The sequence below is a fragment of the Nocardia huaxiensis genome, assembly GCF_013744875.1.
Taxonomy (GTDB): Bacteria; Actinomycetota; Actinomycetes; order Mycobacteriales; family Mycobacteriaceae; genus Nocardia; species Nocardia huaxiensis.
In genome coordinates this window covers 2,498,389-2,518,497 of the sequence record NZ_CP059399.1, presented here as the reverse complement: position 1 = coordinate 2,518,497, position 20,109 = coordinate 2,498,389, and the positions used below count along the sequence as shown (strand labels likewise).

The following is a 20,109-nucleotide window of genomic DNA, read 5'->3' as shown; positions in this document are numbered from 1 at the left end:
GAAAGATCAGACGTTGAAACGGAATTCGACTACGTCGCCGTCGGCCATGACGTAGTCCTTGCCTTCCATGCGGACCTTGCCGGCGGCCTTGGCGGCGGCCATGGAGCCGGCTTCGACGAGGTCGTTGAAGGCGACGATTTCGGCCTTGATGAAGCCGCGTTCGAAGTCGGTGTGGATGACGCCGGCGGCCTTGGGGGCGGTGTCGCCCTGGTGGATGGTCCAGGCGCGGGCCTCTTTGGGGCCGGCGGTGAGGTAGGTCTGCAGGCCGAGGGTGTGGAAGCCGGCGCGGGCCAGGGCGTGCAGGCCGGGCTCGGACTGGCCGATGGACTCGAGCAGCTCGAGGGCGGACTCGTCGTCGAGTTCGATGAGTTCGGATTCGATCTTGGCGTCCAGGAAGACGGCGTCGGCGGGGGCGACCGCGGCCTTGAGTTCGGCCTTCTTGGCCTCGTCGGTGAGGACGGCTTCGTCGGAGTTGAAGACGTAGAGGAAGGGCTTGATCGTCAGGAGCGAAAGCTCCTTCAGCAGCTCGACATCGAGCTCCTTCTGGGCGGCGAAGAGGGTGCGGCCGCTGTTGAGGATCTCCTGTGCCTGCTTGGCGGCATCGGCGACCGGCTTGCGGTCCTTCTTCATGCGGGCTTCCTTGTCGAGGCGGACGACCGCCTTCTCCAAGGTCTGCATGTCGGCCAGGATCAGCTCGGTCTCGATGACCTCGATATCGGCGAGCGGATCGACCCTGCCGTCCACGTGCACCACATCGTCATCGGCGAACACGCGCACCACCTGGCAGATGGCGTCGGCCTCACGAATATTGGCGAGGAACTTGTTGCCCAGGCCCTCACCCTCCGAGGCGCCCTTCACGATGCCCGCGATGTCCACGAAGGTCACCACGGCAGGCAACTGCCGCTCGGAGCCGAAGATCTCGGCGAGCTTGGCCAACCTCGGATCGGGCAGCGGAACGACACCGGTGTTCGGCTCGATGGTCGCGAACGGGTAGTTCGCCGCCAGGACGTCATTGCGGGTCAGCGCATTGAAGAGCGTCGACTTTCCGACGTTGGGCAGGCCGACGATTCCGAGGGTGAGACTCACGAGAACGAGAGTTTACCTGCGCACTCGCTCCCGGCCGGAGCCGGGCGGACGGTGGTTCAGGAAGTCTCGCCACCATCACGCTCGAACATCTCCAACGAAGGCGACCGGCTGACGGGTGATTCGACCGATCGTCGCGAAATCGCGGTCGTCGCAGAGGACTGTCAGACGATGGTGCTCGGCGGTTGCCGCGATCAGCAGATCGACGGGCCCGGCCGAACGGTGCAGCCCCTGCTCGGTCATCAGCTGCTGCACTTCGTCTGCGCGCTCGTAGCCGCGTTCGTACATGGGCACCCAGCCGAACAGATCGCCGAGCAGGCGACGTTTCTCCAGTCTGTCCGCCAGGGAACGGGCCGAGTACAGGAATTCGAGCTCGACCACGGGGCACACGGCGATCACGCCCGCCGTCAGCTGGTCGACCCAAGCCTGCCGAAGCTTGTCCTGGAGAATCCGGAACAGTCCGGACGTGTCGATGAGATAGAGGGCAGGTGTCACCTGCGGTACGCCGCCTTGTTGTCGAGGAATTCATCGAAGTCGCCCTGATCGGCCATTTCGCCCAGGCGCGCGAGAGCGCGGACTCGAACCAGCCGCTGACCCACCTCACGAAGAGCCGCGTTGACCGTATCTTTTTTGGTCTTGGTGCCGAGCACCTCGGCAGCAATGGCCAACGCTTCCTCATCAATCTCGATCGGAGTCTTCGATGCCATGCGAGCACCTCCTCTGGATACCCTAGAGTTCCGCGTCGGATATCCAGGGTATCAGCTCACCGCCCGCCGAGACCGGACATGGCAATACCGCGAATGAAGGAGCGCTGGGCTACGGCGTAGATCAGCAGGAGCGGCAGCAGCAGGAGGATGGCGGCGGCCATGAGGAGGGGCCAATTGGTGGTGTACTGCCCCTGGAGGCGGAGCAAGCCGAGGGTGGCGGTGGCGTACTCGTTGCGCTGAATCATGATCAGCGGCCAGAGGAAGTCGTTCCAGACGGTGATCCAGGTGAGGACGGCCAGCACCATGACCGCGGGGCGGGCGTGCGGGAGCAGGACCCGCCAGTAGGTCTGCCAGGGGGTGCAGCCGTCGAGAGTGGCCGCCTCCTCCAATTCCATTGGGAGCCCACGGAAGAACTGGCGCATGAGATAGGTGCCGAAGGCGCTGCCGAACAGGCCGGGGACGATCATGGCCCACGGGGTGTCCATCCAGCCGAAGGCGCGCATGAGCAGGAATTGCGGGATCACCGTGACGGTCAGGGGGACCATGAGGGTGGCCAGGTAGGCGAGGAACAGGGCTTCGCGGCCGGGGAAACGCAGGCGAGCGAAGGCGTAACCGGCCAGCGAGCAGAAGAAGACCTGACCGGCGGTGACACACGCCGCGTACACGGTGGTGTTGAGGAGCATGCGACCCAGCGGGATCGAGGAGAACACCTCGGCGTAGGTCGACCAGCGGGGTGCGGTCGGCAGCGGATTCGGATCCGACAGCGTCCCTTCGGGTTTCAGGGAACCGGAGACCGCCCACAGAATGGGGGCGAGCGCGCACCAGGCCACGGCCATCAGGGCCAGATAGATCAGGACGCACTGCACCGGGCGACGATTCACTGTTCGGCCTCGGCTCGCCGGGACAGGCGGAGCTGGACGAGGGTGAGCGCCAGCAGGATCGCGAAGACCACCCAGGCCAGGGCCGACGCGTAGCCGACCTCGTAGAAGCGGAAAGCGTTCTGGAACAGCATGATTCCCAGCACGTAGGTGCCCGTTTCGGGGCCGCCGTTGCTGCCGGTGAGGGCGTACGCCTGATCGAACGCCTGCACCGAATTGATGATGGTGATGACGAAGACGAACGAGAGCGCGCCGCGAATGAGCGGGACCGTGATGGACCAGAAGCGGCGCAACGGCCCGGCCCCGTCTATTTCCGCTGCCTCATACAGGTTTTCGGGAATCCCCTGCATGGCCGCCAGGAGGATGACGGTGGCGAAGGGGACGCTCTTCCACACCGTCACCAGGCTCAGCGACACCAGCGCCCAGTCCGGATCGGTCAGCCAGGGAATCGGGCCGAGGCCGATCCAGCCCAGCAGGAGATTGGCCAGGCCATCGTCACTGGCGAAGATGAAGCGGAAGACCACCGCCATGGCGACCGTCGAGGCCACCAGCGGCAGAAACGCGATCGTGCGAAAGATGCCTATCCCGGCCAGTTTCCGGTTCAACAGCCCCGCCACCGCGAGGCTGACGACCACGGTCGGCACGAGCGTGAGCACCGTGAACACCGCCGTATTGCGCAGCGCGATCCAGAACAGCGGATCCTCGGAGACCAGCCGCCGGTAGTTGTCCCATCCGATGAACCGCGGCGGGCTGAACAGATCCCACGAATGAAAGCTCAGGTACAGCGAAAAGCCCAGGGGAAAAAGCAGAAACACCGCGACGGCCGCCAGATTCGGCGCGACGAACCAGGCGCCCGCTCGCGCGCGCCGCCGCTGGAGCCCGGAGACGCGAACCGGTTCCGCCGCGTTGTCCGGCTTCGTCAACAGCCCGGTCATGGTGCCGCCCTGAGTAATTCGTCGATATCGGTCGTGGTCCGATCCCCCAGCGATGCGGCCGTGGCAGCCCCGCGCAATACCCGATTGCACCCCCGTTCCAGCAGCGACTCGACCTTCCCCCACAGCGGCGTGACCGCCATCTGCCGCGAATGCGCCGGCCCTTCGGTGAACACCTCGAGGTTCCGGATCTCGCGATGCGCCTCCGCGAAACCCGGTGAGTCCATGGCGGACTTCAGCACCGGCACGAACAGCCCGGACCGGGCGATGATGTCCTGCCCCTCCGGCCCCGTCGCGAATTTCACGAATTCCCAAGCTTGTTCGCGCCGCGGACTACTCGCGGCAATGGCCAGCCCGGTGCTCCCGACATCGGTGACGGCCCCCGGTCCCCCGTGCGGCCCGACCGGCAGCACCGTCACATCGAAGTCGAGATCGTCGCGTCCGGTGAACTCCGAGAACAGCCAGTGCCCGCCCATCAGCATGGCCGCCTGCCCGCTCCGGAACAGGTCCTGCGCCGAAACCGATTGCCGGTCACCGACACTGGGCGCGACCCGATGCCGCACCGCGAGGTCGGCATAGAATTGCAGCCCGTCCGCGAACCGCGGATCCCCGAGATTGGTCCGCACCGGCCGCACCGGTGGGCTGAACCATTCCGCGCCATTGTTCATCCCGAAGCAGGCGGCCGAGAAGTACGGCACCCAGGCATCCACGAACCCCCACTGCCGGGTCCGCCCGTCGCCGTCCCGCCGGGTCAGCGCCTGCGCGGCGGCCAGGAACTCGTCGAAGGTCCACGCCTCGCTCCACCGTCGCGGCGGTCGAATCCCGGCTTCCTCGAACAGTTTCCGGTTGTAGTAGAGGAATACCCCCGACCACTGCTCGGGCAGCACGTATTGCCCGCCCCGCCACACGAACGTGTCCCGCAGCGTCGCATACCCGTCCGCGTACAGCGTCGCCGCATGGGCCGGATCGCGGTCCAGGAATTCCCGAAGATCCACCAGCACACCGCGTTCCGCGAGCCCGGCGTACAGCAGCTCCCACGCCATGAGCACATCCGGGCACTTCCCGCCCGCACAGTAGGTGAACATCTGCTGCAGCGGATCCGGTCCGGACATGATGGTCCGGATCCTGATATCCGGCCTGCGCCGGTGGAATTCGTCGATGATGAGCTGCCTGGTCCGCGCCTCTTCGGGCCGCGCCTGGAAGAAGAAGGTCACCGCGTCGTCGTCTCCGCCGCCGCAACCGCCCACTGCCGCGCCCAGTGTCAGCGCCGTCGCCGAGCGGAGCAGGGTGCGCCGGTCGAGCGGGCGGGTCACTGCGTCTCCTCACGGTTGCCGGGTGCCGTGCTGTCGAGCGGTACTCAAGAGCGCATCCCGCAGAGTGGGATTCATGGGACCATGTGGCGCAGGTCTCCAAACCGCATGGCAGCATACGGGTAGCAACCTGCGACACGCGGACAACACGCGAACTCGCCGGGAACACACGCCGGAAAGCACCACCCCCGCCCGACGGCACAGCGTCCATCGGGCCACCCATACCCGACGGTACGGAACCAGATGAACGGCGGGCGAAAGCCGCCGAAAACATATGCAGGTTCCGCTACGTTGTCCTCATTTCAGATAGAAACCGCTGCACCGCACGGGAGAGTTGTCGCATGGCGACCCTAGAGAAACGCCCGGACATCGAGTACCTACGGACAGATCCCGATCTGCCGCCCGTGGGAATCGTGGACCGGACACCCATGTCCACCGCCAAGAAGGGCATCTTCGCGGCCGTTGCCGTCCTCGGCGCCATCGCCTGGGCGATCGTCGCGTTCGTGCGCGGCGAGAACGTGAATGCCGTATGGATCGTCATCGCCGCGATCTGTACCTATGTGCTGGCCTTCCAGTTCTATGCCCGGCTGATCGAATGGAAGATCACCAGGCCGCGCGACGATGTCGCCACTCCGGCCGAGGCCATGGAGAACGGCAAGGACTACATGCCGATGGACCGCCGGGTCCTGTTCGGCCACCACTTCGCCGCCATCGCCGGCGCGGGCCCGCTGGTCGGACCCGTTCTCGCCGCTCAAATGGGATACCTGCCGGGCACCATCTGGATCATCGTCGGCGTGGTGCTGGCGGGCGCGGTGCAGGACTACCTGGTGCTGTGGGCGTCGGTGAAACGCCGCGGCCGTTCGCTCGGCCAGATGGCGCGCGATGAGCTGGGCGTGGTCGGCGGCATCGCCGCCATCGTGGCCGTGCTGGTCATCATGATGATCCTGCTGGCGGTGCTCGGCATCGTCGTGGTGAACGCGCTGGCCGCCACGCCGAACGCGAAAACCGGTGTGCTGGAGGGCGGTAGCCCGTGGGGCGTGTTCTCCATCGCCATGACCATTCCGATCGCGCTGTTCATGGGCCTGTACCTGCGCTACCTGCGGCCGGGCAAGGTCGGCGAGGTGTCGCTCATCGGTTTCGCGCTGCTCATGCTGGCCATCGTGTCCGGCAACTGGGTGGCCGAATCCGGTTGGGGCCGTGACTGGTTCACCCTGTCCGGCACCACCATCGCGTGGATGCTGATCGCCTACGGCTTCATCGCCTCGGTGCTGCCGGTGTGGCTGCTGCTGGCGCCGCGCGACTACCTGTCGACCTTCATGAAGATCGGCACCATCGCGCTGCTGGCCGCGGGCATTCTCATCACCATGCCGGTGCTGAAGGCCCCGGCGGTGTCGGAGTTCGCCTCCAACAGCAACGGCCCGTCCTTCGCGGGCAGCCTGTTCCCGTTCCTGTTCATCACGATCGCCTGTGGCGCGCTGTCCGGCTTCCATTCGCTGGTGTCCTCGGGCACCACCCCGAAGCTGCTCGAAAAGCAGTCGCAGGCCCGGATGATCGGCTACGGCGGCATGCTCATGGAGTCGTTCGTGGCGGTCATGGCCATCGTGACGGCAAGCATCATCGATCAGCACCTGTACTTCTCGATGAACGCCAGCGGCGCGCTCACCGGCAAGACCGCCGAGGGCGCGGCCACCTACGTGAATTCGCTGAACCTGCAGGGCGATGACATCACCGCGGCGCAGCTGAATCAGGCCGCCGCCGACATCGGCGAGAAGAGCATCGTCTCGCTCACCGGCGGCGCGCCCACCCTCGCGGTCGGCATGTCCGAAGTGCTGCACCAGTTCCTGGGCGGCGCGAGCATGAAGGCGTTCTGGTACCACTTCGCGATCATGTTCGAGGCGCTGTTCATTCTCACCACCATCGACGCCGGCACCCGCGTGGCCCGGTTCATGGTGTCGGATTCGCTGGGCAACCTCGGCGGCCCGTTCACCAAGTTCAAGGACGCGTCGTGGCGGCCGGGAGCCTGGCTGTGCTCGGCCATCGTGGTGGCGGCCTGGGGTTCGGTGCTGCTCATGGGCGTCACCGATCCGCTGGGCGGCATCTACACGCTGTATCCGCTGTTCGGCATCTCCAACCAGCTGCTGGCGGCCGTCGCGCTGACCGTGGTGCTGGTGATCGTGGTGAAGAAGGGCCTGCTGAAATGGGCGTGGATTCCGGCGATTCCGCTGTTCTGGGATCTGCTGGTCACCATGACCGCGTCCTGGCAGAAGATCTTCTCCGGCGACCCCAAGATCGGCTACTGGACCTCGCACAACAATGCGGTCATCAAGCTCGACGCCTACGAGGCCGCGCGCGACTCCGGGCAGCTGCCCAAGGGCGTGGCGGATCCGGCCGCGCTGAACAAGCAGATCGACGATCTGGAGAAGATCGTGCGCAACACCTTCATCCAGGGCACGCTGTCGATCGTGTTCGCGGTGCTGGTGCTGGTGGTGGCGGTCGTCGGCGTGGTGGTGTGCCTGCGGGCCATCCGCAAGGGCGGCGTCGAGACCACCGAGACGCCGGAGGAGCCGTCGAAGATCTTCGGGCCCAGCGGTTTCCTCGCCTCGCCTGCCGAGAAGGAAGTGCAGAAGGAATGGGATGCGCTGATCGCCGAAGGCAAGGTGCGCGCGCCGGGCGCGGCGCACGCGCACTGATGCCGCTGTGATGAACAACCCGACCGTCCCGCCGACCGCAGGTCCCCTGCGGTCGGCGGGACGCGCCGTTGCACGGGCGGTGCGCGCTGTCATCTGGTGGTTCAACGCCATTCTCGGCGGCGGCGACTATCAGCGGTATGTGCAGCATCAGCGACTGCACCATCCTGGCGCCCCGATTCCGAGCGAGCGCGAATACTGGAAGCAGCGGCACGACGCGGCCGACCGGAACCCCTCGAATCGCTGCTGCTGAGTGCACGAATACTGACAAGCCGTGCCATGGCCGATTCCCGCACCCCCCGTGTCCGATATCCGCTAGCACGAGTGCGCCCGGACTGACAGTGTGGACACCGTGAGTGCGAACGACTTGAATTTCGAGCGTTGCTACCGCGCCGTGGCAACCCGGGACTCCCGGTTCGACGGGCAGTTCGTGACCGCGGTGCGCACTACCGGAATCTATTGCCGCCCTTCCTGCCCCGCCATCACCCCGAAACCCGCCAACGTCACCTTCCTGCCCACCGCGGCCGCCGCCCAGCAGTGCGGATATCGCGCCTGCCGCCGGTGCCTACCCGACGCCGCCCCTGGCTCACCGCTCTGGAACACCCGCGCCGACCTGGCCGCGCGCGCCATGCGGTTGATCGGGGACGGCGTCATCGAACGCGGCGGCGTGCCCGCGCTGGCCGACGCGCTCGGCTACTCGCAACGTCAGCTCACCCGGGTGCTCACCAGCGAACTCGGAGCCGGCCCCCTGGCGCTGGCACGCGCCCACCGCGCGCACACCGCCCGGCTGCTCATCCAGACCACCCGGCTGCCCATGTCGGACATCGCCTTCGCCGCCGGGTTCGCGAGCATCCGCCAGTTCAACGACACCGTGCGCGAAGTCTTCGCGGTCAGCCCCACCACGCTGCGCGAGGAATCCCGCCGCCGCAACGGCGACACCCTGCCCACCACCAACGGGCTGCTCACACTGCGCCTGCCCTATCGCGAACCACTCGACAAGCCGTGGCTGGAATGGTTCCTGGCCGCGCACACCACACCCGGGCTCGAAACCTGGGAGGACGGCGTGTACACGCGGAGCCTGCGAACTCCGCACGGGCACACCACGGTTCGGCTGTCCGTGCAGCCGGGACACGTGCGGGCCACGCTGGCACTGCACGATATGCGCGACCTCGCACCGACCGTCGCACGGCTGCGCCACTTCCTCGACCTCGACGCCGACCCGGTCGGCATCGACGAGGCGCTCGCCGCGGGCCTGGCCGAAGCCTCGCTGCGACCGCACCCGTCCGCCAACGGATCCGGGCCGGGCCTGGGTCTCGCCGACGGAGCCGCCACGCGACCGGCCTCCGTGCACGCACTGACCCTCTCGCCCGGCATCCGCGTCCCCGGCTGCCTCGACGCCTCGGAGTTGCTGCTGCGCACCATGATCGGGCAGCAGATCTCGGTGGCCGCCGCCAACACCCACACCTCGCGACTGGTGCAGCACCTCGGTGAATCCATCACCGGGCCCATCCCGCACCTGTTCCCCACCCCGGCCGCCATTGCCGAGCACGGCGCGGAGGTGCTCACCGGCCCCACCCGCCGCATCGAGGCGATCGTCGCCGCCGCCCGCGCCCTCGCCCAGGGCGATCTCGTCCTGCACGCCGGCCGCACCCCCACCGACCTGCGCCGCGACCTGCTGGCCCTGGACGGCGTCGGCCCCTGGACCGCCGACTACGTCACCATGCGCCTGCTCGCCGACCCCGACATCCTGCTGCACACCGACCTGGTGGTGCGGCGCGGCGCGGGCCTGCTCGGCATCGATCTGACCGACACCGGCCGCTGGTCGCCCTGGCGCTCCTACCTCTCCATGCACCTGTGGAAGCACGCCCTCGCCAATCCCGCCCCTGCCCCCGACGGCGCCGCCGGCGCCCGGAAAGCGAGAACCTCCCTGTGAACGCCGCGACCCGCACCGCCGAAACCCTCGCCGGAGCCGACATCCGCCGCAGCACAGCCGATTTCAGCACCGTCACCACCCCCATCGGCCCCTTCACCGCCCTCGTCGACGCCGACGGCGCGGTCCTGGCGTCCGGCTGGACCGGCGACGCCGAGAACCTGCGCGGCCTCATCCACCCCATCCTCCGGCCCGCGGCGCTGCGCGAACGCGACTCCCTGGGCGCGGTCACCAAGGCCGTAACCGCCTACCACACAGGCGATCTCACCGCCATCGACGCCATCACCGTCCGCCAGCTCTCCGGCCCGTTCCTGGTCCACGCCTGGGAAATCCTCCGCAAGATCCCCGCCGGTGAACCCGTCACCTACACCGACTTCGCCACCGTCTCCGGCCGCCCCGCCGCCACCCGCGCCGCCGCCAACGCCTGCGCTCGCAATGCCGCCGCCCTCTTCGTCCCCTGCCACCGCGTCATCCGCACCGACGGCACCCTCGGCGGCTTCCGCTGGGGGCTGGACATCAAACGCTGGCTCATCGCCCACGAAAACGCCTGAACCACCACCGAAAACAGCCATAGGAGCGTCGAGTGCCCATTGCCTTCGACCCGATTCGCACGTTCTCCCAATCGAACCCGCCCGGCCCGGAACAGGGCGACGTGGCGAAGCTCCTGCGGACCGTGGCGAACACCCTGGAGGATTTCGGCGTTGCAACCGTAATGGACCTGGTCATGCACACCGAGGTGACCGCGGATGGCCCGTGGCCCTCGATCACCGTTTATTACGAGGATCCGGAGTTCCAGATCCCATCGCAATGACGCCGACGCTCAGGCGACGGTGGTTTCCAGCCTGGAACCGTTGCGGCCGCGGATGACGTGCAGGCGGCTGGGGATGCGCTGACGCATTTCGTCCACGTGTGAGACGACGCCGACAACCCTTCCGCCGGAACGGAGTTCGTCGAGGACGCCCATGACGGCGTCGAGGGTGTCGGCGTCGAGGCTGCCGAAACCCTCGTCGATGAAGAGGGTGTCCATGACCAGGCCACCGGCTTCGGCGGACACCACATCGGCCAGGCCAAGCGCCAAAGCCAGTGAGGCCATGAAGGTTTCACCGCCGGAGAGGGTTTTGGCGGGGCGGATCGCGCCGGTGTAGTCGTCTCGGATGTCGAGGCCCAGGCCGCCGCGGCGGCCGTATGAACCGGCGGCGTCGGTGTGAACGAATTCGTAACGGCCACCGGACATTCGGCGCAGGCGCACCGAACCGGCGAGAGCGACCTCCTCCAAGCGGGCAGCGAGCACGTACGACCGCAGGGACATGCGGCGGTTGTTCTCACCGCGGCCGGAGACCACATCGGCCAGCCGGGACAGTTCATTGTGCGCGCGCTGCAACGGTGCGATGCGATCCACCGCGGCCCACAGCTGACTGCACAGATCTTCGAGCTGTTCCACCCGGCGAGCGGCCTCGGCGTGTGCGGCGACAGCGCTTTCGAGAGCTGATTGCGCTTGGGCCACAGCCGATTCCGCTACTTCGAGGTCACCCGGATCGGCGTCGGCGACCGCCTGGATCTCCGGCTCGGCCAGCACCGCCTCGGCGTGCGCGCGGGCCCCCTCGGCCTCGGCCAGCTTCGCCTCGATATCCGCTTGCTGCTGGGCGGTGCGGGAGGCGGCGTCCACGGCGCGCGCGTACTCCGCGAGGACCGTGTAATCCGGCCCGTTCTCCCCCATGACGGGCGGTGCCGATTCCACGAGACCTGCCTCGTACGAAAGCTTTTCGACCCGCAGCGCCAGCGCGGCGACCTGATCGCGGGCCGAGGCGACCTCGGTGCGCGCCTCACGCAAGGCGGCGGCTTCCGACACCAGAGTCTCCAGTCGAGCCCGGCGGCGGTCGACGGTGCCGTCGGCACCTGCGGCGGCACGCAACCGCTCGGTCAGCTCGGCGAGCCGCCGATCGGCCGCCACGATGCGCTCCATCGTGGCACTGCTGCGGCTTTCGCACTCCCGCAGCTCATCCTGCACCCGAGTCTCGTCGGCCCGCAGCCGTTCGAACTCGGCGGTGAGCGCGTCGACCGCACCGGCCAGCTTCCGGGCCTCGGTCTGCCGGTTCGTGGAATCGTTCAGCGCGGCAGCCAATTCGGCCTTGTCCGCATCACCCCCGCGCTCGACCAGCACCTCGATGATCCGCTCCAGCTCCGCGACCTGCTGCCCCGCCCGCTCCCGCGCTGCCTCGGCCTTCCGCTCCACAGCCAGCGCGGCCTCCTCGGCCTCCTTCGACACCGCCTGCGCGGTCGCCGTGGCAGGCGCGGGATGGTCCGCCGACCCGCACACACTGCACGGCTCCCCCGCCACCAGCGCTGCGGCGAGCTCGGCCGCCATCCCCGCCAACCGCTGCTCCCGCAACGCGAGCGTGCGCTCCCGAGCATCCAGGTGCGCGGCCCGAGCGGACTCGAATCCGGCCGTGGCCCCGGCCAGCTCAGCCCGCCGCCGCTCCAGTTCGACAACCGCCTTCGCGGCGGTCCGCAACCGCTCACACTCGACCTCCAGCGCAGCCAGCCCAGCCTTCGCATCGGTCGCCGCCCGCAGCCGAACCTGTACTCCCACAAGGGCCTCCGGCACCGCATCCCGCCGCCTGCGCAGCTCCCCCAGCTGCGCCGCCAGCGCCGCCTGCTCCGCCCGCAACCGCGCCAGCTCTCCGGTCAACTCGGCCGCCGCCGTAGCGTCGGCGCGCACCTCGTCCAACGCCCCGATCTGCGCACTCCACACCCGTACCGCGACATCCAGCCCACCCACGCGGCGCCCCGTCCCCCGATCGACCACCGCATCACCCACGACCGCCGACAACCCGGCCGGTTCCCCCGACCCCACCCCACAGCTCCCCGCACCGGAAACCTCCGGGCCGCTCGCCGATCCGGTAGCGCTCCAACGGCTCCCATCGGGCGTCGGAATCGCCTGAGACTGCGATCCCTCAGCGCCACGTGCCGTTCCGTTCGGATCCGAGTCCCCGAACCGCGGATCTCGACGCGGAGCGACGGCGGCCATGCCGGTTGTTTCCCGCGGTACCCGGCCCGACCCTGGTTCCGGTACGGGCTCCAGTGCTTCCAGTTCGATCGCGAGATCGGTGGTGGCCAGCTCCTCCGACGCGAGATCTTGTGCTGCCCAAGCAGTTCCGTCGAGTTCGGCGCTGGCGGGCTGGAGCAGGCGGGCGGCCAGCTGTTCGGCGGCGCGGACGGCATTGCCTTCGCGGCGGCGCAGGGTGGTTGCGGCGGCGCGGGCCTCCGCCAGGGCGGTGGCGACCGGTTCGGCGCGGCGGGCCAGGGCCAGTTCGGCGGCGAGTGATTCGCGGAGGACGGCGCCGGCGTGGAAGTCGGCGAGCCGGGTTCGCGCGAGCGTGCGACGGCGGTGCAGTTCGTGCAGCGCGCGCAGGGATTCGGCGGACGCGCGGACTCGGGCCGAATCTGCTTGGCGCTGTTCGAGATCCGCGGAGGTGCTCGCGACGGTGGCGCGGGCTCCAGCGAGCAGGCGCTGGGACCAGTCGACGGATTCGAGGATGCCGGCGGTTTCGGTGGCGGGGAGGCCCGCGGCCACGCCCACCTGGGCGATGAGGCGGTCGATGCTCTGTTTGCGGGAGTCCAGGTCCGCGCTGCCGGCCCGGCGTTTGTCGACGAGCCACTGTTCGGCGGTGCCGAAACGTTCGGTGTCGAAGAGCTTTTCGAGGAGCTTCTCGCGTTCCTCGTTGTGGGCGCGCAGAAATCGGGCGAAGTCGCCCTGGGGCAGGAGGACGACCTGGAAGAACTGGTCGGCGCTCATACCGAGCAGGCGCAGCACCTCGTCGCCGATATCGGGGATGCGGGCCAGATTCTGGCCGCGGCCGTCGAGCCACTCCAGGGTGGCGGAGGCGTTCTCCTTCACCCACCCGGTTTTCGCGCGCTTGCTCGGGCGCTGGAATTCGGGTGTGCGGATCAGCCGCAGGCGGCGGCCGCCGATGGTGGCCTCCAGCGATACTCGCGGCGGCGTCTGCTCGTCGGCGTGATCGGAGTGCAGCCGCTTGCTCTCCGCGCGCGCTCCCGGCACGCTGCCGTAGAGCGCGAAGGCAATGGCATCCAGCACGGTGGTCTTGCCCGCACCGGTCTGCCCGTGCAGCAGAAACAACCCGTCGGCCCCGAGCTCGTCGAAATCCACGACAGCGGTATCGGCGAACGGACCGAAGGCGGTCAGTTCGAGTCGATGCAGCCGCACGCGGCGCCCCCTTCCGTTTCCGCCACGCACAATCCAACAACTCCGCGCACACGGCCGCCTAACGGACACGCCGCAGCGCGACCGACTACTCCGCCCATGCCGCGGCGCGCCACAGCGCGGCCGACTACTCCGCGCGCGCGACTGCCCGGCGGGCGCGTCACAGCGCGGTGACCAACTCCGCTCATGCGGTCAATCCAGCAGCCGGGCCACCGGTTTCGTACTCGTCGAACAGCCCGCGCGGCTCATCATCGACCGGCCGCCCGGACTCGGCGGTGGGCGTGACGCGCGACGCGGATAGGTCCTCGGCGGCATCGCCGGGCTCCGGGGTCCGCTTCGGGCCGTCCTTCTCGCGCACCGCCGCCGCGAGGGCGCGTTCGACCCAGCCCATTTCACCGGCGGTCGGCGCACCGCGCACGTCGGTGAGGAAGCTGTGCGCGATCTCGGCGTCGCGGCAACCGTGCACGCGTTCGCGGTAGCGCAGTTCCGGATTGCCTTCGGGGCGCTGCCATTCCACGTGGACGGCGTGCGGGAAGCGGTCGCGCAGGCGGCGCAGGGCGTCGACCGGGCGGGCGTGGTCGGTGAGTGTGGCGGAGACGTAATGGGTTTCGGCCTCGGCGTACCCGGGGTCGGTGAGCAGGGTGTCGAGCTCTCCGGTGAGTTGGCTGAGCCCGCGCACCACCGGCAGTTCGTGCCGGGTCACCCCGGCGAGGCCGGACGCATCGAGATCGATGATCCACACGGCCTTGCGATGGGAACGCTCGCCGAACGAATACGGCAGGGGCGAACCGGAATACCGGACGGAATCCGACAGCGTCTGCGGCGAATGCAGATGGCCGAGCGCCACATAGTCGATGCCGTCGAAGGCCGACTGCGGCACGGTCTCCACGCCGCCGACCGAAATGGACCGCTCCGACCCGGTGGCCTCCCCGCCCACCACGAAGGCATGCGCCAGCACCACCGTGCGCGGCCTGCTACCGCCCGCACCCGCCGCTGCGGCCCGCGCCGCCAGATCCCCCCGGATCAACCCCATGGCCGCGTCCAGAATCTCCGCGTGCGAACGCGCCTGCGGCACACCCAGTTCCACCCGGGTGATGTCCGGCTCCAGATACGGGATTCCGTAGAACGCGACCTCCCCGTGCTCATCGGCCAGCACTACCGGCCGCGCCACATCCCGGATCGCACACCGCAGATGCAGCCCGCCCGCCGCCGCGAAACTCCCCAGTGCCCCCAGCCGCGTCGGCGAATCATGATTGCCGGACGTGGCCACAATGGTTGCCCCCGCCGCCCGAATTGCCTCGAATCCCCGATTGCACACCGCAATAGCGTCCGCACTCGGAATGGACCGGTCGTACACATCCCCCGGCAGCACCACCACATCCACCCCCTCCGCCGCCACCAGCTCCGCCATGGCACGCAGCGAACACTCCTGGTCGGCAAGCAGATCGACGCCATGAAAGGTGCGCCCGATATGCCAGTCGGAGGTGTGCAGGATCCGCATGACCCGAGACCGTAGGCGATCCCCCCGACAAGTAGTTCGCCAACCCACAGCCCGTGTCGAAAACACGCCGGTGTATTGCGCACCGATTGCCCCACAGGATTCCGCGCGAAGCCCCTGAGCGCACCGCTCTGCCGCACAACGAGCTCGAGGTGCGAACCTCGGCCACCCACCGCTGCGCCGCTCGGCGGGCTCGCGGCACGCCCCGGGACACCCACCTCTGATGTCACTCAGTCGGTTCCACGCGCGGCCCCCGCCGCGCACACTTGCCGCCCCGTGTCGCTCGGCGGGCTGGCGGTACAGCTGTCGGCCGCCCCCACAGTGCCACCCGGCGGGCACGCGGTACGGCCCTCAGCCGCCCCCACAGTGCCACCCGGCGGGCACGCGGTACGGCCCTCAGCCGCCCACACTGTGCCGCTCGGCCGGTTCGCGGCGCAGCCCCCGAACGTCCAGCGTTCTCGCCGTTGGGGGTTCGGGAGCGAAGCCCCTGAGAAGTCTGAAGAGTTTCAGAACCTCCTCCTCAATACGGACGAAATGTGCCGAGCGGTTGCTGGATTCGCACTTTTGTCGGTGGGATGCGGCACTATCTGCACTCATGACCGCACCGATGCTGTTTGCGCTGCTGTTGGTGTTCCTCTCCGGGCTGGCTGTCGGCTGGCTGGGGCATGCCGCGCGGGCGGGTCAGCGCGCGGCGGTGGCCGAGGCGCGATTAGCGGCCATGCGCGACAACGAACGTCTGTTGCGGCAGTCACTGGGCGCGGCCAGCGAGGATGCGGCGCGGCGGCAGTCCCATGCCATCGGCACGCTGGTGGAACCGCTACGCGAGGCGGTCGGCACGCTCAACCGCCACATCCAGGAGGTCGAGCACAACCGCATCAACGCGTATTCGGGTCTGCGCGAACAGGTTGCGGGCATGCAGCGCATGTCGCACCAACTGTCCACGCAGACCGGCCAATTGGTGGCCGCCCTGCGCGCCCCGCAGGTGCGCGGCCGCTGGGGCGAGATCCAATTGGAGCGCGTGGTGGAACTCGCGGGCATGACCAAGCACTGCGATTTCGACACCCAGGTCACCCGCCGCGGCGGCACGGACGGCGTGGTGCGCCCGGATCTGGTGGTGCATCTGGCGGGCGGCCGCCACATCGTGGTGGATTCCAAGGTCCCGTTCTCGGCCTATCTGGACGCCGCCGGCACCGAGGATCCGCGCGAGCGCGACGGCCATCTGGCCAAGCACGCCCGGCATCTGCGCAACCACGTCGATCAGCTCGCCGCCAAGGAGTATTGGACGGCCTTCGATCCCGCCCCCGAGTTCGTGGTCCTGTTCGTCCCGGGCGACCCGTTCCTGGATGCCGCGCTCGGCACCGATTCGGCCCTCCTCGAATACGCCTTCACCCGGAATGTGGTGCTCGCCACGCCCACCACGCTGATGGCCCTGCTGCGCACGGTCGCGCTCGGCTGGCGACAGGAGGCCATGTCCGCCGACATGGCGCTGATCCAGCAGCTGGGCCGCGAGCTCTACACCCGCCTGAGTACCACCGGCAAGCATCTGGACCGGCTGGGCGCGCAATTGGGCAAGGCGGTGGACTCCTTCAATCACACTGTGGCGTCGGTGGAATCGCGGGTCATGGTGACGGCCCGCAAACTCCACGATCTCGAGATCGCGGAGGCTCCGGTACCCGAAATTCAGCGGGTGGAATCGTGGCCGCGCGCGGTCGGCTTCGCGGAGAATCTGAACCCGTAATTCACCGCCTCGAGCACGCGCGGGTGAGGGTTGCTTCACACCCGCGTGATGTCGTCTACCTCGCGAAGCATCGCAATGATTTAGTGTGCTTTTCGTGGCAGTTACCCAGAACGAGCGAGCCGAGGTGCCGTCGTCGCACCGGTCGATCTTGCCGACGGTCCCCGGCGTTCCGGCCGGGGCGGCCGTGCTGGTTGCGGTGACCTGCACGTTCATCGGTTTCTTCATCGATTCACGCGGCGGTACCGAGCTGACCGGTACGTTCGCCACGCTGTATGTGGTCGGCTGTCTGCTCGCGGCGCTCATCGTCCGGTACAGAGGGCTTTTCACCGCCATGGTGCTGCCGCCGCTGCTTTTGTTCGTCGCGGTTCCGGTGGCCTATCAGTTGATGCTGGGCAGCTCCGGCAATCCGAAGGAGCTCCTACTCAATCTGGCCATCCCCCTGGTGAACCGCTTCCCCACCATGGCCCTGGCCACCGTGCTGGTGCTCGCCGTCGGCGCGGTCCGCGTGTTCCTGCACCGCCGCGAAGAGGAATCCGGTTCCGGCGGTCAGCGCACCCCGCGCTCGCGCCCCGCCCGGTCGGCCGCCGCCCGCGGCCAGCGCACCCGCCCGGCCGACTCCAAGGACCCCGCCAGACGACGCTTCCGGGGTACCTCCGAGGAAGCCACCGCCGATACCGACGCCGAGGCCACCGCTCGCCCGTCCCGCCGCCCCGCAGGCCGCACGGCCGAGCGCCCGCCGCGCGTGAACGCGAACCGTCCGGCCGCCGAGACAGCCCGGGGCCGCGCCGCCGCGGATCGTGGCCGCGCCGAGGATCAGTCGGCTCCGGAACGCACCCGCACGGGCCGCCCGGCCGCGCGCGGTAACCGCCAGCCGGACCGCGCCCGCGCCGCCAAGACCGCCGACCGGCAGGCCGCGGCCCAGCCCGCCGAGCGCAAGCCCGCCGCACCCGGCGAACGCAAGCCCGCCCCCGGCCGCCGTGCCGCCCCGGAGCGAAACGGCCAGCCGAACGTCCAGCAGGGCGAACCGCGCCGCCGCCGCAACCCCAATGGCGAGGTCCCGCCGCATCCGCGCCCCAATGTCCGCTACCGCGAACGCGATTCGGGCCGCATCGAACGCTGAGCAGTCTCTCCGAGAAGCAGCGAATCCCCGCACACAGTGCGGGGATTCGTGTTTTCTCCAGCCGTTGTGCGTTACTGGCGCGCGGCGCGCAGCTCACGCGGCAGCGAGAACACCAGGGTCTCGTTGGCGGTGGTCACCGGCTGCACCTCACCGAAGCCGTGCTCGGCGAGCAGTTCCAGCACGCCCTCCACGAGGATCTCCGGCACCGAGGCCCCGGAGGTGACGCCGATGGTGCGCACGCCCTCCAGCCACGCCGGATCCACTTCCTTGGCGTAGTCGACCAGATGCGCCGCGCCCGCGCCCGCGGTGAGCGCGACCTCGACCAGCCGCACCGAGTTGGAGGAGTTGCGCGAACCCACCACGATCACCAGATCGCATTCCGGCGCCATGGCCTTGACCGCGGTCTGCCGGTTGGAGGTGGCGTAGCAGATGTCGTCGCTCGGCGGATCCTGCAGCTTCGGGAACTTCTGCCGCAGCCGCTGCACGGTCTCCATGGTCTCGTCGACCGAGAGCGTGGTCTGCGAAAGCCAGATCACCTTGTTCTCGTCGCGCACGGTGACCTTGTCGACCGAGTCGGGCCCGTCGACCAGCTGCACGTGGTCGGGCGCCTCGCCCGCGGTGCCCTCGACCTCCTCGTGCCCTTCGTGGCCGATGAGCAGAATGTCGAAGTCGTCGCGCGCGAAACGCTTGGCTTCCTGATGCACCTTGGTCACCAGCGGGCAGGTGGCGTCGATGGTGTGCAGTTCCCGCGCGGCCGCGGACTCGTGCACCATCGGGGACACGCCGTGCGCGGAGAACACCACGACCGCGCCGTGCGGCACCTCGTCGGTCTCGTCCACGAAGATCACGCCGCGCTCCCGCAGGGTTTCCACCACGTGCCGGTTGTGCACGATCTCCTTGCGCACATAGATCGGCGAGCCGTGCTTCTCTAGAGCCTTCTCCACGGTTTCGACCGCGCGATCCACACCGGCGCAGTAGCCGCGCGGTTCGGCGAGCAGTACTCGCTTTTTTGATGAACCCAGCGGTGCGTCGGCGGCACCCGACGTGGACCGCACGATTCCGACGTTCAAAGGGATAGCCGAGGACATGCCCCACAGAATACGTGTGCGGGGTGATGCGCAGCCGCCCGGAGGCAGATACCAGAATCACTTTTCGTGAGTTCTCACCTATGCATCACACGGCGTTTCGGGCAGGCTAGGGGCATGTTCCGACCTCCGTTCCTGGCCCGGGTCGCTGCCGGGGCCGCTGTCTATGCCCTCGAGGAAACTCGTCGGCTACCGACGACCGCACTCAATTTCCCGATCACCGCGATCAGTCAGATGCTGCAGACGACAATGCACGTGCAGCAGTTCGTGACCAGCCTCGCACTCAAGGGCGATGCCCTTTTCGATCAGCTGCTGAATCAGCCGGAAGAGCAGCCGGAGTGGGCCACTTTCGATGAGGACGAGGAGTTCGAGCAAACTCCTGGCGCCGCTTCGGAATCGGTACGCCAGAGCCGTTTCGACCTCTTTACGCCGGAGGAAGAGCCGGTCGTCGAAGCACCGGTTGTCACCGAATCGGCCGCCGCCGAACCCGAACCGGTCGCCGAACCCGAACCGGTCGCCGCCGAATCGGCCGTGCAGGAGGCCGCCGAATCGGAGTCCACCGAATCCGAGGCTCCCGCAACGGAATCCCTCGCCGCCACCAATGGCCACAGCAATGGCAACGGCAACGGTGTCGTCGAACCCGAAGTGGCCACCCGCTTCGGCTATTCCGAGCTGAGCATCGCCCAGCTGCGCGCCCGCCTGCGCCAGCTCACCGTCGAAGACCTCGCCGCCCTGCTGGAGTTCGAGCAGGGCACCCTGGACCGCGCCCCGTTCGTCACGATGCTGACCAACCGCATCGCCACCGTCCAGGCCAAATAACTCATCGACTTCCGCGCCGACCGCTCCGGGAACCCGGGCGGTCGGCGTTGTCGTCGGCGGCGAAATCGGTGGGTTCCGGAATCTGGTCGGTGGCTCCTGA

General features: G+C 68.5%; 17 protein-coding genes. 8 read left to right on the top strand and 9 right to left on the bottom strand.

Going from position 1 to position 20,109, the window contains the following annotated elements; all coding sequences use genetic code 11:
- Nucleotides 1-6: 6 nt before the first annotated feature.
- The 6 genes from ychF to H0264_RS11220 form a co-directional block, all read right to left on the bottom strand.
- Nucleotides 7-1,086 (bottom strand): redox-regulated ATPase YchF, encoded by a 1,080-nt coding sequence (ychF, locus tag H0264_RS11245; RefSeq protein WP_181583909.1) that lies wholly within the window; start codon nt 1,084-1,086, stop codon nt 7-9.
- A 75-nt stretch (nt 1,087-1,161) separates the two neighbouring features.
- Nucleotides 1,162-1,578: a PIN domain nuclease gene (locus tag H0264_RS11240; RefSeq protein WP_181583908.1), complete on the bottom strand. Its 417-nt coding sequence runs from the start codon at nt 1,576-1,578 to the stop codon at nt 1,162-1,164.
- Nucleotides 1,575-1,790 (bottom strand): type II toxin-antitoxin system VapB family antitoxin, encoded by a 216-nt coding sequence (locus H0264_RS11235; RefSeq protein WP_181583907.1) that lies wholly within the window; start codon nt 1,788-1,790, stop codon nt 1,575-1,577. Before H0264_RS11235 ends, H0264_RS11240 begins: the two co-directional genes overlap by 4 nt.
- Nucleotides 1,791-1,846: 56 nt before the next feature.
- Entirely contained in the window at nt 1,847-2,626 is a 780-nt protein-coding gene (locus H0264_RS11230) for a carbohydrate ABC transporter permease (protein WP_181585451.1), read from the bottom strand.
- A 41-nt stretch (nt 2,627-2,667) separates the two neighbouring features.
- Nucleotides 2,668-3,603 carry a carbohydrate ABC transporter permease gene (locus H0264_RS11225; RefSeq protein WP_181583906.1) on the bottom strand — a complete coding sequence of 312 codons (936 nt, stop codon included), beginning with the start codon at nt 3,601-3,603 and terminating at the stop codon, nt 2,668-2,670.
- Nucleotides 3,600-4,913, bottom strand: a complete 1,314-nt coding sequence (locus tag H0264_RS11220; RefSeq protein WP_181583905.1) for an ABC transporter substrate-binding protein — start codon at nt 4,911-4,913, stop codon at nt 3,600-3,602. Before H0264_RS11220 ends, H0264_RS11225 begins: the two co-directional genes overlap by 4 nt.
- A 338-nt stretch (nt 4,914-5,251) precedes the next feature.
- On the opposite strand from H0264_RS11220, the gene H0264_RS11215 reads away from it, so the two are divergent.
- From H0264_RS11215 to H0264_RS11195, 5 genes are all read left to right on the top strand, one after another.
- Nucleotides 5,252-7,600, top strand: a complete 2,349-nt coding sequence (locus H0264_RS11215; RefSeq protein ID WP_181583904.1) for a carbon starvation CstA family protein — start codon at nt 5,252-5,254, stop codon at nt 7,598-7,600.
- Between the two features lie 79 nt (nt 7,601-7,679).
- Nucleotides 7,680-7,850 carry a YbdD/YjiX family protein gene (locus H0264_RS11210; protein ID WP_231087146.1) on the top strand — a complete coding sequence of 57 codons (171 nt, stop codon included), beginning with the start codon at nt 7,680-7,682 and terminating at the stop codon, nt 7,848-7,850.
- Between the two features lie 99 nt (nt 7,851-7,949).
- Nucleotides 7,950-9,530, top strand: coding sequence for a DNA-3-methyladenine glycosylase 2 family protein (locus H0264_RS11205; RefSeq protein WP_181583902.1), 1,581 nt, complete (start codon nt 7,950-7,952; stop codon nt 9,528-9,530).
- A complete protein-coding gene (locus H0264_RS11200; protein WP_231083149.1) occupies nt 9,527-10,078 on the top strand; it encodes a methylated-DNA--[protein]-cysteine S-methyltransferase in 552 nt (183 codons plus the stop codon). The genes H0264_RS11205 and H0264_RS11200 overlap by 4 nt, the downstream gene beginning before the upstream one ends.
- Nucleotides 10,079-10,110: 32 nt before the next feature.
- Complete coding sequence (locus tag H0264_RS11195) at nt 10,111-10,338, top strand: hypothetical protein (protein ID WP_220139964.1); 228 nt, start codon at nt 10,111-10,113, stop codon at nt 10,336-10,338.
- A gap of 9 nt (nt 10,339-10,347) precedes the next feature.
- Here H0264_RS11195 and H0264_RS11190 read toward each other — a convergent pair whose 3' ends face one another.
- Both H0264_RS11190 and H0264_RS11185 read right to left on the bottom strand, forming a co-directional pair.
- Nucleotides 10,348-13,752 (bottom strand): AAA family ATPase, encoded by a 3,405-nt coding sequence (locus H0264_RS11190; protein WP_181583901.1) that lies wholly within the window; start codon nt 13,750-13,752, stop codon nt 10,348-10,350.
- Between the two features lie 181 nt (nt 13,753-13,933).
- Entirely contained in the window at nt 13,934-15,250 is a 1,317-nt protein-coding gene (locus H0264_RS11185; protein WP_181583900.1) for an exonuclease SbcCD subunit D, read from the bottom strand.
- A gap of 592 nt (nt 15,251-15,842) precedes the next feature.
- Between H0264_RS11185 and H0264_RS11180 the strand changes: the two genes are divergently transcribed.
- Both H0264_RS11180 and H0264_RS11175 read left to right on the top strand, forming a co-directional pair.
- Nucleotides 15,843-16,985 carry a DNA recombination protein RmuC gene (locus tag H0264_RS11180; RefSeq protein ID WP_181583899.1) on the top strand — a complete coding sequence of 381 codons (1,143 nt, stop codon included), beginning with the start codon at nt 15,843-15,845 and terminating at the stop codon, nt 16,983-16,985.
- 94 nt (nt 16,986-17,079) lie between these two features.
- Complete coding sequence (locus H0264_RS11175) at nt 17,080-18,105, top strand: DUF6542 domain-containing protein (protein WP_181583898.1); 1,026 nt, start codon at nt 17,080-17,082, stop codon at nt 18,103-18,105.
- Nucleotides 18,106-18,176: 71 nt separating this feature from the next.
- Here the strand turns inward: H0264_RS11175 and H0264_RS11170 are convergent, their stop codons facing one another.
- Nucleotides 18,177-19,193: a 4-hydroxy-3-methylbut-2-enyl diphosphate reductase gene (locus tag H0264_RS11170; RefSeq protein ID WP_181583897.1), complete on the bottom strand. Its 1,017-nt coding sequence runs from the start codon at nt 19,191-19,193 to the stop codon at nt 18,177-18,179.
- A 114-nt stretch (nt 19,194-19,307) separates the two neighbouring features.
- On the opposite strand from H0264_RS11170, the gene H0264_RS11165 reads away from it, so the two are divergent.
- Nucleotides 19,308-20,009: a lipid droplet-associated protein gene (locus H0264_RS11165; RefSeq protein WP_181583896.1), complete on the top strand. Its 702-nt coding sequence runs from the start codon at nt 19,308-19,310 to the stop codon at nt 20,007-20,009.
- Nucleotides 20,010-20,109 lie beyond the last annotated feature (100 nt).